Origin of the sequence: Streptomyces luomodiensis (assembly GCF_031679605.1) — a bacterium.
Taxonomy (GTDB): Bacteria; Actinomycetota; Actinomycetes; order Streptomycetales; family Streptomycetaceae; genus Streptomyces; species Streptomyces luomodiensis.
Genome location: NZ_CP117522.1, coordinates 1,649,103 through 1,663,548 on the forward strand (window position 1 = coordinate 1,649,103; position 14,446 = coordinate 1,663,548).

At 73.4% G+C, this 14,446-nt stretch carries 11 protein-coding genes; 4 read left to right on the forward strand and 7 right to left on the reverse strand.

Annotated features, from left to right (window positions below; translation table 11 throughout):
- Positions 1-60: 60 nt before the first annotated feature.
- From PS467_RS06835 to PS467_RS06845, 3 genes are all read right to left on the reverse strand, one after another.
- Entirely contained in the window at positions 61-1,632 is a 1,572-nt protein-coding gene (locus tag PS467_RS06835) for an acyl-CoA synthetase (protein WP_311034453.1), read from the reverse strand.
- A gap of 89 nt (positions 1,633-1,721) precedes the next feature.
- A complete protein-coding gene (locus tag PS467_RS06840; RefSeq protein WP_311034454.1) occupies positions 1,722-2,825 on the reverse strand; it encodes an NAD(P)H-dependent flavin oxidoreductase in 1,104 nt (367 codons plus the stop codon).
- Between the two features lie 93 nt (positions 2,826-2,918).
- Positions 2,919-4,478, reverse strand: a complete 1,560-nt coding sequence (locus PS467_RS06845; RefSeq protein WP_311034455.1) for a phytoene desaturase family protein — start codon at positions 4,476-4,478, stop codon at positions 2,919-2,921.
- 273 nt (positions 4,479-4,751) lie between these two features.
- Between PS467_RS06845 and PS467_RS06850 the strand changes: the two genes are divergently transcribed.
- Genes PS467_RS06850 through PS467_RS06860 form a run of 3 tightly spaced genes read left to right on the forward strand, consistent with a single transcriptional unit; the run spans position 4,752 to position 6,249 of the window.
- Positions 4,752-4,910, forward strand: coding sequence for a hypothetical protein (locus tag PS467_RS06850; RefSeq protein ID WP_311034456.1), 159 nt, complete (start codon positions 4,752-4,754; stop codon positions 4,908-4,910).
- The gene (locus PS467_RS06855) at positions 4,907-5,455 is read left to right on the forward strand and encodes a sigma-70 family RNA polymerase sigma factor (RefSeq protein WP_311034457.1); all 549 of its coding nucleotides are present in this window, start codon (positions 4,907-4,909) and stop codon (positions 5,453-5,455) included. The genes PS467_RS06850 and PS467_RS06855 overlap by 4 nt, the downstream gene beginning before the upstream one ends.
- Entirely contained in the window at positions 5,452-6,249 is a 798-nt protein-coding gene (locus tag PS467_RS06860) for a hypothetical protein (protein WP_311034458.1), read from the forward strand. Before PS467_RS06855 ends, PS467_RS06860 begins: the two co-directional genes overlap by 4 nt.
- Before the next feature lie 110 nt (positions 6,250-6,359).
- On the opposite strand, the gene PS467_RS06865 is transcribed toward PS467_RS06860, so the two are convergent.
- The 4 genes from PS467_RS06865 to PS467_RS06880 form a co-directional block, all read right to left on the reverse strand.
- The gene (locus tag PS467_RS06865; protein ID WP_311034459.1) at positions 6,360-8,693 is read right to left on the reverse strand and encodes a serine/threonine-protein kinase; all 2,334 of its coding nucleotides are present in this window, start codon (positions 8,691-8,693) and stop codon (positions 6,360-6,362) included.
- A complete protein-coding gene (locus PS467_RS06870) occupies positions 8,675-9,667 on the reverse strand; it encodes an oxygenase MpaB family protein (RefSeq protein WP_311034460.1) in 993 nt (330 codons plus the stop codon). Before PS467_RS06870 ends, PS467_RS06865 begins: the two co-directional genes overlap by 19 nt.
- Positions 9,668-9,781: 114 nt before the next feature.
- Positions 9,782-10,960 carry an acyl-CoA dehydrogenase family protein gene (locus PS467_RS06875; RefSeq protein ID WP_311034461.1) on the reverse strand — a complete coding sequence of 393 codons (1,179 nt, stop codon included), beginning with the start codon at positions 10,958-10,960 and terminating at the stop codon, positions 9,782-9,784.
- A 136-nt stretch (positions 10,961-11,096) separates the two neighbouring features.
- Positions 11,097-13,277 (reverse strand): pyridoxamine 5'-phosphate oxidase family protein, encoded by a 2,181-nt coding sequence (locus PS467_RS06880; protein WP_311034462.1) that lies wholly within the window; start codon positions 13,275-13,277, stop codon positions 11,097-11,099.
- A gap of 142 nt (positions 13,278-13,419) precedes the next feature.
- On the opposite strand from PS467_RS06880, the gene dhaK reads away from it, so the two are divergent.
- Entirely contained in the window at positions 13,420-14,412 is a 993-nt protein-coding gene (dhaK, locus tag PS467_RS06885) for a dihydroxyacetone kinase subunit DhaK (protein ID WP_311034463.1), read from the forward strand.
- Positions 14,413-14,446: the final 34 nt, after the last annotated feature.

Below are 14,446 nucleotides of genomic sequence, written 5' to 3' on the forward strand. Positions count from 1 at the left end.
CGTGCGATGCCCTATGTCTTTTTATATAGCGCGGCCGACACAAAGTTGACAACCCCACGCTCAAGGACGGGCGTGACCTGCGCCTTCCGTACCTCCTCCGTATGACTCACGCAGCCGCCGCTTGTAGAGCTTGCCGTTGGGATCCCGTGGCATCTCCGCAATGAAATCCACCGACTTGGGACATTTGTACCCCGCCAATCGGGTGGCGCAGTGGCCGAGGATCCCGGCGGCCAGGTCGGGCCCCGGCGCATGTCCCTCGGCGGGCTCCACGACCGCCACGACCTGCTCGCCCCAGTCCTCGTGGGGCACCCCGAAGGCGGCGGCGTCGGCGACGGCCGGATGGGTGAGCAGCGCGGCCTCGATCTCGGCGGGGTAGATGTTGACCCCGCCCGAGATGATCAGGTCGATCTTGCGGTCGCGGAGGTAGAGATAGCCGTCCTCGTCCAGCAGGCCGAGGTCGCCGACGGTGAAGAAGTCACCGATGCGGTTCTTCTCGGTCTTGCCCTTGTCCTTGTGGTAGGCGAAGCCCCCGGTACTCATCTTCAGGTAGACCGTGCCCAGTTCACCGGCCGGGAGCCGGGTGCCCTCGTCGTCGAAGACGGCGATCTCGCTGATGGGCCAGGGGCGGCCGACGGTCCCCGGCTTCTTCAGCCACTCCTCGGCGGTGGCGAAGGTGCCGCCGCCCTCACTGGCCGCGTAGTACTCCTCGACACAGCCGCCCCACCAGTCGATCATCGCGCGTTTGACGTGGTCGGGGCAGGGCGCTGCCCCGTGGATGGCGTGGCGCATCGACGAGACGTCATAGGACCGCTTGACCTCGTCGGGGAGGGCGAGCAGCCGGTGGAACTGGGTCGGCACCATATGGGTGTGCGTACAGCGGTGGGTGTCGATGAGGCGGAGCATCTCGCGCGGCGTCCACTTGTCCATGACCACCAGGGGGTGGCCGATGTGCAGCGACGAGCTCGCGAACTGGAGGACGGCGGTGTGGTAGAGCGGTGAGCACACCAGATGGACGTGGTCGGGCTCTTCGGCGCGCGGCTTGATGCCGAAGAAGCGCAGGAAGCCGCCGAGGTGGCTGTCCTCGGGGAGCCGCCCGGTCAGCGGGCGGCGGATACCGCGCGGACGGCCCGTGGTGCCGGAGGTGTAGTTCATCACCCAGCCCAGCTCGCGCTCGGCGGGCGGCTCCCCGGACTGCCCCTCCAGGAGCTCGGCGTACGGGCGGAAGCCGTCGATCGCGCCGACCGCGTAGCGGTGGGTCGCGGGCAGCCCCGCCTCGTCGGCGGCCGCGGCCGCCGGCCCGCCGTAGCGCTCGTGGGCGATCAGCGCCTTGGCGCCGGAGTCGGAGACGATCCAGGCGATCTCGGGGCCGACCAAGTGGTGGTTGACCGGCACCAGGTAGAGCCCGGCCTGGGTGGCGGCGAGCGCGGCGACGAAGAACTCCACCCCGTTGGGCAGGACGACCGCCAGGGCGTCGCCGCGGCGCAACCCGGCGGCGCGCAGCCCGCCGACGAGCCGGTTGCACGCGCTGTGCAGCCGCCCGGCGGTCCACTGGGCGCCGTCCGGGGCGATGAGCACGGTGCGGTCGGGCTCGAGCGCGGCCTGGGCCCAGAAGCCGTTGGGTGTAGGGGACATGGCGGTCCGGTCCTCCTTCTGACGGCGGTGTCAGGCGATCTGACGGCGATGGCAGGCGATGCGGAAACGGGCGGGTCGGGCGGACGCGGTCAGGCGCGTCCGGCGATGCGGTTGACGCGGTCGATGGCGCGCTCGAAGCCGCGGGTCAGCTCGTCGAAGACGGTCTGGACCGGGCGGACGGAGTCCATCCGGCCGACGATCTGGCCGACCGGCGTGCCGAGCAGCGGTTCCACCTCGTACTTCTGGATGCGGGAGACGGCCTCGGCGACCAGCAGCCCCTGGAGCGGCATGGGCAGCGGGTCCGGGCCGTCCCGGTCCTCCCATGCGTCGGTCCACTCGGTGCGCAGCTGGCGGGCGGGTTTGCCGGTGAGGGCACGGGAGCGCACGGTGTCCCCGGAGCCGGCCGCGAGCAGCTTGCGGGTGAGCGCCGCCGAATGCAGTTCGGCCTCCTCAGTGGTGAGCCAGAGGGAGCCGATCCAGACGCCCTGGGCGCCCAGCGCCAGCCCGGCGGCGATCTGTTCACCGCTGCCGATGCCGCCCGCGGCGAGCACGGGCAGCGGGTCCACGGCCCGTACCACCTCGGGGGTGAGCACCATGGAGGCGATCTCGCCGGTGTGGCCGCCGGCTTCGTAGCCCTGCGCGACGACGACGTCGAGTCCCGCCTCCTTGTGGTGGCGGGCGTGGCGGGCGCTGCCGGCGAGGGCGGCCACCAGGATGCCGTGGTCATGGGCGCGGTCGACGACATCGGCCGGGGGTGAGCCGAGGGCGTTGGCCAGGAGTTTCACGGGGTAGTCGAAGGCGACGTCGAGCTGGCTGCGGGCCACCTGCTCGAGCCAGCCGGTGATCCGCCAGCCGGACGCCTCGCCCTCGGCGAGCTCCGGGACGCCGTGTTTGGCGAGGGTGTCCCGGACGAACGCACGGTGACCCTCGGGGATCATCGCCTCGATATCGGCCTCGGTGACCCCCTCCACCTTCTTCGCCGGCATCACGACGTCCAGGCCGTAGGGTGTGCCGTCGGTGTGTTCCTGCATCCAGTCGAGGTCGCGGGCCAGCTCCTCGCCCGCGCCGTAGCGGACCGCGCCGAGCACGCCGAACCCGCCGGCCCGGCTGATCGCCGCGGCCACGGCGGGGAACGGCGTGAAGCCGAAGACGGCGTGCTCGACACCCAGCCTTGTGCTCAGCTCCGTCTGCATGGGCGGCAGGATGCCGCAGGGGGCCGGACGAGGGAAGAGTTTTTCTGACGCTACGTCAGATTCTTTGGGTGCCGCCGCCCACCGCCCGCCCGGTCATCGCCTCTCCAGCACCGCCATGGCCGCGTTGTGCCCGGGGATTCCGCTCACCCCGCCGCCGCGCACCGCCCCCGCGCCGCACAGCAGCACATTGGCGTGGCGCGTCTCCACCCCCCAGCGGCCGGTGCCCTCCTGGGCGTACGGGAAGGCCAGGTCCCGGTGGAAGATGTTGCCGCCGGGCAGCCGCAGCTCGGCCTCCAGGTCCAGCGGGGTCTTGGCCTCGACGCACGGCCTCCCGTCGGCGTCATGGGCGAGACAGTCGGTGATCGGCTCGGCGAGGTGCGCGTCCAGCTCGGCGAGGGTGGCCCGCAGCAGCGCGGTGCGCGCCGCGTCGTTGTCCTCGGCGAACAGCCGGGCGGGGGTGTGCAGTCCGAACAGGGTCAGGGTCTGATAGCCCGCGCGGGCCAGCTCGGGGGCGAGGATCGACGGATCGGTCAGCGAGTGGCAGTAGATCTCCGAGGGCGGCCGGTGCGGCAGCTCCCCCGCGGCCGCCTGACGGTACGCCTCCTCCAGCGCGCCGTACCCCTCGGCGATGTGGAACGTCCCGGCGAACGCCTCGCGCGGGTCGACCTCGCGGTCCCGCAGCGCGGGCAGCCTGCGCAGCAGCATGTTCACCTTGAACTGCGCCCCTTCGGCGGGCGGGGTGGGCGGCTCCTCGCCCAGCAGCCGGGCCAGCTCCCGCGGCGCGGCCCCGACCAGCACGTACCGGGCCGTCGCGGTGGACTCCCCCGCCTCGTCCGCGTACCGCACCTCCGCCCAGGTGCCGTCGGTGGCGATCGCGGTGACCTCGCGTCCGGTCACGATCCGCGCGCCCGCCGCGCGGGCGGCGCCGGCGAGGGCGTCGGTGAACGCGCCCATGCCGCCGACGGGGACGTCCCAGTCGCCGGTGCCGCCGCCGATGACGTGGTACAGGAAGCAGCGGTTCTGCCGCAGCGACGGGTCATGGGCACGGGCGAAGGTGCCGATGAGCGCGTCGGTGAGGACCACGCCCCGGATGAGGTCGTCGTCGAAGGCGGCCTCGATCGCCTCCCCCAGCGGCCGTTCGAACAGCGCCTCCCACACCGCGTCGTCCCCGACCCGCGCCCGCAGCTCCGCCCGGGTGGGTAGCGGCTCGGTCAGGGTCGGGAAGACCCGCTCGGCGACGCGCTGGGTCATGCCGTAGAAGCGCTGCCAGGACTCGTACTCCCGGTCCGACCCGGTCAGCCGCGCGAAGGCGGCACGGGTCCGGGACGTGCCGCCGGCCTCCACCAGCAGTCCGGTGTGGCGCCCGCCCCGGACATCGGGCGTGTACGAGGAGACCGCGCGCTTGCGCACCGCGAAGCGCAGTCCGAGGTCGTCGACGATCCGCCGGGGCAACAGGCTGACCAGGTAGGAGTAGCGGGAGAGCCGCGCGTCCACACCGGGATAGGGCCGGGTGGACACGGCGGCGCCACCGGTGCGGTCCAGCCGCTCCAGCACCAGCACGCTGCGCCCGGCGCGGGCGAGGTACCCGGCGGCGACCAGACCGTTGTGACCACCGCCGACGATGACGACGTCATACGCATCGCTGTGAGACATGTCCTCTGGTTAGCACGGGGTGATCGCCGGGGCCATGCCGTGGGGCCCGGTGTGAGCGTGGTGGGGAAGGTGTGGCGTGGGTTTTTGCTCGAGCGAAGCTATCTGATTTTCATATTTGCGTAATTGGATCGCTGCGTTCCGTAAGATTTTAGGCTCATCCGATGCACGAACCGGCTTCCATGAGCGCTATCTGAACAGAGGGCGCAACACGGCGCACTCGCGGGGCGTGTGGGGGCCACTCCCCGTACGACGAACAGAAGGACAACGAAGTCCGTGAATCTTCAAACCGTGGTGAACGTCGCCACCGCCGTACTCGCCGCACGGGTATTCGGCAGTGACGCCATCGCCCTCCTGCGCCGAGCGGCCGCCATGGGAGTCCGCGTCGGCGTATCGGAACTCCATCGCAGCGACCAGAGGGGAGGGGAACGGTGACCCACGACTTCCTGCGCTCGCGCGACACCGCCTCGATGACCACCGGACTTCCCGCGGACTTCCGTGCCTTCCACCAACTCCACCGCAAGGCGTACATCGACCGGGCCATGGTCTACCTCGGCAACCACGCCGACGCCGAAGAAGCCGTCGACGCCGCCTTCGAACAACTGCTGCGCTGCTGGCCCAAGGTCCTGACCATGGAGAACCCGGCCGCCTACGCCTGGAAGGTGATGAAGAACCGGGTCTTCGACCTCGCCCGCGCCCGCAACCGCGGCCCCGCCCTCCTGGACAACGCGACCTTCGAGACCGCGATCCTCAAGGACGCGGTCGACCCCATCGCCGTCCTCGAGGAGAGCCTGAACCTCTATCAGGCGATCAAGCAACTCCCCGAGCGCCAGCAGGACGTGGTCATCCTGCTCCACTGCCGCGGCTACACCGTCGCCGAGACCGCCACCCACCTCGGCATCACCGAAGCCGGCGTCCGCTCCACCGCCCGCTACGCCCGCCGCCGTCTGCAACAGCTCCTGACCAAGGAAGACCGATGACCTCACCCATTGACCGCATCCTCGCGCGGGCCCTGCTCAACCCCGCCCCTCCCGTCGACCTCGACGCCGCCGAGGCCCGGCTCGCCGCCCGCTACGCCGACCCCGGCGGCACCCCGCCCCATGAGCGGCCCCCGAAAAACCCCCGGCGGACGGCCGCGGCCGCCGGGTGCCCGGCGCCGGGCGTGGACGAACGGATGGCGCAGGACCTGCACACCCTGTGCGAGGCGATCATCGCCCGCCCGGCCGCCCTGACCCAGCTGCGGGACTTCCTCACCCGCCGCATCCTCGAACCGCCCGGCGCCCGTGTCCTGGGCTGCGTCCTGCAACTGGCCTGCCATGAGGACCACGCCCAGTTCTGGTGGCAGTTCGCCGCCGGCGCGGGCGACCCCGCCGCCGCCTACTGCCTCTATCTGCACCACATGGCCCTGAACGAGGACGGCCAGGCGCATGCGTGGCTCGAATGGTGGCACCAGCAGGCGGGCCACGACATCCCGCCGGTCACCGACACGGTGGAGGACTGGGCCACCACCGACCACGAAATGGCCGCCGCCCTCCGCATTCTGCACGGACTCAAAAGGGGGCAGGAGGTCCCGCCCGCCACCACGGCGGTGATCGACTACGTCGCCCGTGCCGTCGACTTCACCGACGACCCCGACATCGATCTCCCGCTGCCCGAACCGGGATTCGCCGACCGCATCGAGGACCTCACCACCGCGGAGACCAGGTCGGCCGCCTCGCCCCCGCCGGACCGGGCGGTGCTGCCCGAGCGGCCCCGCAGCGGCTCACCCGCGTAGGGGTACGCCCGCGTAGTGGTACACCCGCGTGGCGGTTCATCCGCGTGGCGAACCGGGCTCACCGGGCTCACCGGGCTCACCGGGCTCACCGGGCTCACCGGGCCGTGGTATCAGCTCTGCCGCGCCCGGCGCGCCGCCGCCTCCGCCGTCTCGGCGCGCCCGCCCAGCTGCTTCCGGCAGTGGGCCTCGTCGCCGCGGCTGACCAGGGTGTCGGGGTGGTCGGGGCCCAGCACCCGGGCGCGGGCGCGGGTCACCTCGCGGTAGTCCGCCAGCGCGTCGGACCAGCGGCCGAGCCGGCCCAGGGCGACGGCCACCTCGCGACGGCTGACCAGGGTGTCCGGGTGGTCGGGGCCCAGGGCGCGCTCCCGCAGGGCGCACACCTCGCGCGCCTCGGCGAGCGCCTCCTCCCAGCGGCCCAGCCGGCCGAGGCTGACGCCGAGGCCGTGCCGGGCGCGCAGGGTCTCCGGATCGGCCGGGCCCTGGGCGCGGGTGCGGTCCTCGACGAGAGCGCGGTAGACCGCGAGCGCCTCCGTGTCCCGGTCCAGCTTCCCCAGGCTGATGCCGGTCTCGTAGCGGGCGGCGAGGGTGCCGGGGTGGTCGGGGCCGAGGGTGCGGGCGCGGGCGGCGGCCACCTCGCGGAAGATGTCCAGGGCCTCCGCCCAGCGGTCGAGGCGGCCCAGGGCGCACGCCACCTCGTAGCGGCTGATCAGGGTGTCCGGGTGATCGGGGCCCAGCACCCGGGCGCGGGCGGCGGCCACCTGCTCCGCCATGCGGTGGGCCTCCCCCAGGCGCCCCAGACAGCCCAGGTTGAAGGCGAGGTTGTGGCGGCAGCGCAGGGTGTCGGGGTGGTCGGCGCCCATGGTGCGCTCACGGGCGGCGAGCACGGCCGTGTAGATGTCCTGGGCCTCGGCACAGCGGCCGAGCCGGCCCAGGACGAACGCGGTCTCCTGCCGGGCGGCGAGGGTGTCGGGGTGGTCGGCGCCCAGCACCCGCCGGCGGCCCGCCGCGACCCGTTCGTACTCGCGCAGCGCGTCGGCCGGGCGGCCCAGGACCCCGAGGGCGAAGGCGATCTCATAGCGGCTGGCGAGGGTGTCGGGGTGGTCGGCGCCCAGGGCGCGCTCGCGCTCGGCGGCCACCGCCCGGTGCGTTGCCACCGCCTCCTGCCAGCGGCCCAGCCGCCCCAGGTGCAGCCCGGCGCGGTGCCGGTCGGCGAGCCGGGCCCGCACCCCGGGCGGAAGCGGCGGCGGAGTCGGCGGAGTCGGCGGGGCGGGCTGCGCGGCGTGGCCCCCGGTCCAGGCGCCGGTGAGCGCGGCCGCCGCGTCGGGCGGGGTGGCCGACAGCGGCCACGCCTCGCCGGTGTGCGCCTTGGAGCCGGTGGTCATGTGCCGGGCCCAGTCCGGAAGGCGGGGAGCGCGCCGTCCCGCGGCCGGAGGCATACCGCGCGGCTCGGACGGCTGAGGCTGCTCGGACAGCTCGGACGGCTCGGACGGCTCGGACGGGTGAGCCTGCTCGGACGGCTGAGGCTGCTCCGGCGGCTGAGGCTGCTCGGACAGCTCATGCGGCTCGGCTAGTGACGGCGCCGTCGGCCGCCGGGACGGGCGTGCCGGGGCGAGTCGCTCGACGAGCTCGAAGGCGCCCCCCGGGCGGCCTTCCGGGTCCTTGGCCAGCAGATCGAGGACGGCGCGCTCGAACCGCTCGGGGAGTTCGGGCCGGCGTTGGCGCGGCGGCGCGGGCGGGGTGTCACGGTGGCCGACGAGGACGCCCCATGCGTCCTCGAGGTCGAACGGCGGCGCCCCCGTGGCCAGTTCGTAGAGCACACAGCCCAGGGAGTACAGATCGCTGCGATGGTCGACCGGGCCGCCCGCGATCTGCTCGGGCGACATGTAGTGCGGGGTGCCCATGGCCACGCCGGGGCCGGTGAGCCGGGCGGTGAAGCCGACGTCATGGCCGAGGCGGGCGATGCCGAAGTCGCAGAGCTTCACGGTGCCGTCGGTGAGCCGCATGATGTTGGCGGGCTTCAGGTCCCGGTGCACCACGCCCTGGTCATGGGTGTAGGCGAGGGCCGCGGCCGTCTGCTCCGCGATGTCCAGGACATCGGGCACCGGCAGCGGCCGCCGCTCGTTGTCGGCCAGCAGCCGGCTGAGGTCACGTCCCTCCAGCAGCTCCATGACCAGGTACAGCACACCCTCGTGCTCACCGAAGTCATGCACCACCGTGACCCCGCGGTGCTGGAGCGCGGCGGCCACCCGCGCCTCCCGGCGGAAGCGCTCCCGCAGCACACCGGTGAACGCTGGGTCGTGCCGCGACCCCAGCGGTTTGAGGCATTTGACGGCGACGCCCCGGCCGAGCGACTCGTCGCGCGCCCGCCACACCTCGCCCATTCCCCCGCGCCCGATCCGGTCCAGCAGCCGGTACCGGCCCTGGATCAGCCTGGTGTCCGCCATTCTCCCCCCTGCCCTGGCGGAAGCCGGCTCGCGCCGCCCCCGTGGAGGCCGGCCGCGTGCGGCCCCGCCCCCGTCGCATCCCCGCTGCCCAGTATGGCCGCGTTTCGGCGGAGCTTGTAGGGCGAGGGGCGGCTGCCCGGACCGAGTCGCTCGACCGCCCGCAGAATGTGCTTGGGCGGCAGCTGCCAGCGGGCCCTGGGCGGGATGCAGCGCAGCGCCCTGCCCATCGCCCGCAGCCGTCGGGTGACCACCTGGGGCGGGGGCGCGGGGCGCCCGTACAGCTCGTGGGCGTACGAGGGCAGGGACCCGTAGGCGAGCGCGGCGAAGCGCCCCCAGATCACCTCGCGCGCCGGGACGAGCAGGGCGTGGACCGGAGGCCGCCGCAGAAAGGTGTCCACCTCGTGGGCCTCGGGGGTGCCGGCGAGTTCGGGGCGCACCTTCTCGAAGTACGCGGCGAGCGCCGCCGTATCGGCCGGTACGTCGGCCGGGGCGAGCCCGACCAGCCGGGCGGACACCACGTTCTCGGCGACATAGGCGTCCGCCTGGGCGTCGGTGAGCGGGTAACCGGAGCGCCGCATCACCTGGAGGTACGAGTCGATCTCGGCGCAGTGCACCCACAGCAGCAGCTCGGGCTCGTCGACCCGGTGCCGGGCGCCGGTGACGGGGTCGGTCAGGGAGAGCCTGCGGTGGATGCCGCGGACCTTGGCGCCGGCCCGCTCGGCCGCCTCGGTGGTGCCGTAGGTGATGGTGGCGACGAACCGCGCGGTGCGCAGCAGCCGGCCCCAGGCGTCCTGGCGGAAGTCGGAGTTCTGGAGGACACCGCGCACCGCGAGCGGATGCAGGGCCTGGAGGTACAGGGCGCGCACCCCCGCGATCCACATCACCGGGTCGCCGTGCATCTGCCAGGTGACCGAACGGGGGCCGTAGAGCCCCGGGTCGGCATCGGTTCCGCCCTGCCGTATGGCCGCCGCCATCGCCACCACCTCCCGACGGCCAGCCTAGGCCCTGTCCGGCACAGGGCGCCGTCCGCCGGAGGCGGTGGCCGCGGCGTCTGGCGCGGGGGCACCTGAGCGCGGGGGCACGGCGGCTCAGCGGCGCACCCGGGGCATCTTCAGGCCGATCCAGGAGATGATCTCCCGCTGGATCTCGTTGTTGCCGCCGCCGAAGGTGAAGACGACGCTGCTGCGGTAGCCGCGCTCCAGCTCACCGTGGAGGACCGCGCCCGCCGAGCCCTCCTTGAGCGGGCCGGCGGCGCCGACGACCTCCATCAGCCAGGCGTAGGCGTCGCGGCGCGCCTCGGAGCCGTACACCTTGACGGCGGAGGCGTCCTGCGGGGTCAGGGCGTCGCGCTGGAGGGCGTCCACCATCTGCCAGTTGAGCAGCTTCATGGCGTCCAGCCGGGCGTGGGTGCGGGCCAGCCGGGCGCGCACCCAGGCCAGGTCGATCACCCGGCGGCCGTCGGGGAGCTTCGTGTCGGCGGCCCACTGGCGGACGCCGCGCAGGGCCCGGATGGCCATGGTGCCGTGGGCGGCGAGGGTCACCCGCTCGTAGTTGAGCTGGGTGGTGATCATGCGCCAGCCCTCGTTCTCGGCGCCGACGCGGCGGGTGACCGGGACGCGGATGTTCTCGTAGTAGCTGGCGGTGGTGTCGTGGGAGGCGAGGGTGGTGATGGGGGTGGCGGAGTAGCCGGGGTCGTCGGTCGGGACCAGCAGGATGCTGATGCCCTTGTGGGGTGTGGCGTCGGGGTCGGTGCGGACCGCGAGCCAGACCCAGTCGGCGGTGTCGCCGTTGGTGGTCCAGGTCTTCTGGCCGTTGACGAGGTAACTGTCGCCGTCCCGTACGGCGCGGGTCCGCAAGGAGGCGAGGTCCGTGCCGGCGTCGGGTTCGCTGTAGCCGATGGCGAAGTCGATCTCGCCGGAGAGGATCCGGGGCAGGAAGTACGCCTTCTGCTCCTCGGTGCCGAACCGCATGATCGTGGGCCCGACCGTGTTGAGCGCCATCAGCGGCAGCGGCACCCCGGCCTGGGCCGCCTCGTCGAAGAAGATGAACTGCTCGACCGGGCCGAGCCCGCGTCCGCCGTACTCCCGCGGCCAGCCCACCCCCAGCCAGCCGTCGGTGCCGAGGCGGCGGATGGTCTCGCGGTAGAACCGCTTCTGCCCGGTGGAGTCGGCGAAGCGGGCGTAGGCGTCGTCGGGGACCAGTTCGGCGAAGTACCCGCGCAGCTCATCGCGCAACCGCCGCTGATCAGGGGTGTATTCGAGGTCCACGGCCCCTCCTGGAGTCTCGCGTGCGCCATGACGGCGGTCTGGGAGCGTCCTGGGATCGAGGGGCACGGTAGAACGTGTTCCAGCAATACGGAAGGGCCGTGGACCGGACCGGCGGGCCCGGTCCACGACGCCGCCCTCAGCCCTCCGCCCGGGGCGGGGCGTCGTCGGTGCCGCGCCGCACGACCTGCACCGGCCGGCCCGGACGCCAGGTGCGCAGCACCATCTCCCCGCCCTCCGAGGCGGTGTGCACCACCTCGGTCACCTCGGCGCGGAAGAGGTGGAAGGGCTCGGGCGGCCGGACCTGCGCGGCGAACCGGGCCACCGTCTCGGGGTCGGTCACCTCGACCGCCCGGCCGCTCACCCGCACATCGCCCTCGGCGAGCCCCTCGCCCGGACCGGGGTTGGCCTGCACCGAGAACCGCGGATCGCGGCGCAGGTCCAGCGCCTTGCGCGAGTCGGGCATCATGCCCAGCCACAACTCGCCGGAGAGGAAGGTCACTTCGAGCGGTGTGACCCGCGGGGAGCCGTCCTGGCGCAGGGTGGCCAGCACATGGTGGCGGTAGCGCCGGAAGCGGTCCTGGGCGTAGCCGGCGAAGGCGGGTTCGGCCGCCTGGAATCCGGCCCAGCTGGTGGTCGGGTAGGTCATCGTCATGGCGCCCATGCTCGCGGCCTTTCCGGACGTCTCCTGTCGGGATTTCTCGGCCTCACGGGATTTCTGGGCCTCGCGGGCCTTCTCGGCCTGCCGGGATTTCTCGGCCTCGCGGGCCTTCTCCGCCTCCCACTCCCGCGCCTGGTCCGGTGGCCGGTAGGCGTTCCACCCGGTGCCGGCCAGCGGATAGGACACCCAGGTGCGGGCGTAGGCCGGGGGCCGGTCCCGGCCGCGCCGGAGCAGCAGCGCGGTGGGTTCGCGGGAGGCCCGCCGCAGTAGCGCGGGCAGGGTGGTGGACCGGTTGTTGCCGCTGGTCTGGGCGGAGGAGCAGCCCGCGTGGTAGGCGACGGGCAGGGCGCGGTCGCCGGTCACCAGACAGGGCGGTCGCAGCCCCAGCCGCTGGAGCCCCTGTGCGGCGGTGCGGTACCGCCCGGTGGTGCGGTCCGACTGGGCCGCGGTATGGCCGAGGACGACGAGCTGGCTCGCGAGGTGGAGCGTGATGACGACGCCGAGGGCGGCCGCCAGGTGCCGCGGTGAGCGTGCGGTCCGCACCGCGCGGGGGATCAGCCCGGCGATCGGCAGCGCCAGCAGCGCGTAGGCGGGCATCAGGAAGCGCGGTGCGGAGTAGCCGATGAGCAGCAGATACGGCAGGGCGAGGGCGGCCGCGCAGACGACCGGCAGCACGGTCAGCGGTACGGCGGGAAGCCGGGTGCCGGGGCGCCCGAGACCCACCCGCACCCGGCGCAGCGCGTGGCGGTCGCGCAGGGCGGCGCTGACGGCGAGGAGGGTCAGCACCGGCAGCGCCAGCCACCACACGGTCAGCTCCGGGTGGCGCAGCGGCACCTCGCAGGGGCGGCACAGCTGCGGTCCGTTGAGGCTGCGCAGCGCGGCCCCCACGCCGAAGTGCAGGCCCATACCGCCCTCGACGTCGCTGGAGACGCCCAGCCGCTCCCCGATGCCGCCGAACCGGTCGTACGCCTCGCCGATCCACTGGGCGGCGCCGAGCAGCGATCCGCCGATCAGCGCGGGCAGCGCGGGCCGCCACAGGCGCGTCCCGATCGCGCCGATCAGCAGCGGCAGCGCGAGCCATCCCCCGTCGGGGGTGCGCACCAGGGTGACGCCCGCGAGGACGGCGGCCAGCCACCAGCGGGCGCCCGGTTCACCGGGGACGCGGAGGAACCAGCCGACGGCGGCGACGGCGCCGATCGCCACCCACAGGTTGGGCATCACCGCGGGCCCGCTGATCTGGGTGATCCACAGTCCGGAGAAGAGCAGCGCGGCCAGGGCGACCTGAGCCGGGGGCAGCAGCCGGGTCCAGACCCGGAAGGCGCCGTAGAGCGCGCCCGCGGACGCCAGCACGAGCAGGACGCGCAGCGCCCAGACCGAGTCGGTGGCGGCCACCACGGGTGCGACCAGGAGACTGATGCCGCGCGAGCGGGGTGCGCTGAAGTACGCGGACGGGGTACGCGGATCGACCTGGGAGACGTACACGGACTCGTCCCAGCCCAGCGCGTGCCCGGTGTGCGGGATCACCACGGCGAACTGGACCACGGCGTAACCGACGGCGACCAGCCCGAGCCAGGGGGCCGGGCGGCGGTACCGCCGCGGCTGACGGGGCTGAGAGCGCGGGGGCAGGACGGCGGCCGCCGGTGCGGCAGTATTCTCCATGCGCGCACCATATGATGTCTATGTACCTTTTTCGTCCTATTGGGCCATTCGGCCCAGCGTCCCAGGGGTGCATGGCCGCGACGGATCCGTACGCTGTTGCAGCGGTGCACAGCCCCCCACCCGGCGGAGGACGGACACACCCATGAAGATGCTCATCAACGTCCCCGAGACCGTGGTCGCCGACGCGCTGCGCGGACTGGCCGCCTCGCACCCCGAACTGATCGTCGACGTGGAGAACCGGGTGATCGTCCGGCGGGACGCGCCCGTCGAGGGCAAGGTGGCACTGGTCTCCGGCGGCGGATCGGGGCACGAGCCGCTGCACGGCGGTTTCGTGGGGCCCGGCATGCTGGACGCCGCCTGCCCCGGCGAGGTGTTCACCTCCCCGGTGCCGGACCAGATGGTGCGCGCCGCGGCGGCGGTGGACAGCGGCCAGGGCGTGCTGTTCGTCGTCAAGAGCTACACGGGCGACGTGCTCAACTTCGACATGGCCGCCGAGCTCGCCGAGGACGAGGGCATCCAGGTCGCCAAGGTCCTGGTCAACGACGATGTGGCGGTCGACGACGGCCTCTCCACGGCGGGCCGGCGCGGCACCGGGGCCACCGTGTTCGTGGAGAAGCTCGCGGGCGCGGCGGCCGAGGAGGGCGCGCCGCTGGAGCGGGTGGAGTCCATCGCCCGGCGGGTGAACGAGCTCTCGCGGAGCTTCGGGGTCGCGCTCAGCGCCTGCTCGACCCCGGCCAAGGGCGGCCCCACCTTCGACCTGCCCGCGGGCGAGCTGGAGTTGGGGGTGGGCATCCACGGCGAGCCGGGGCGTGAACGGCGGGCGATGATGACCTCCCGTGAGATCGCCGACTACGCGGTGGAGACGGTGGTGGCCGACCTGCGCCCGGACAATCCGGTGCTGCTGCTGGTGGGCGGCATGGGCGCGACCCCGCAGCTGGAGCTGTACGGCTTCGCCGCCGAGGTGCACCGGGCGCTCGGCGAGCGCCGGGTGGCGGTGGCGCGTACGCTCGTCGGCAACTACGTCACATCACTCGACATGGCGGGCGCCTCGATCTCCCTGTGCCAGGTCGACGAGGACCTCCTGCGGCTGTGGGACGCGCCCGTGCGGACCGCCGGGCTGCGCTGGGGCGCCTGAGGCCGGCCGGTTCCGATACGAACGCTGTCGCCGT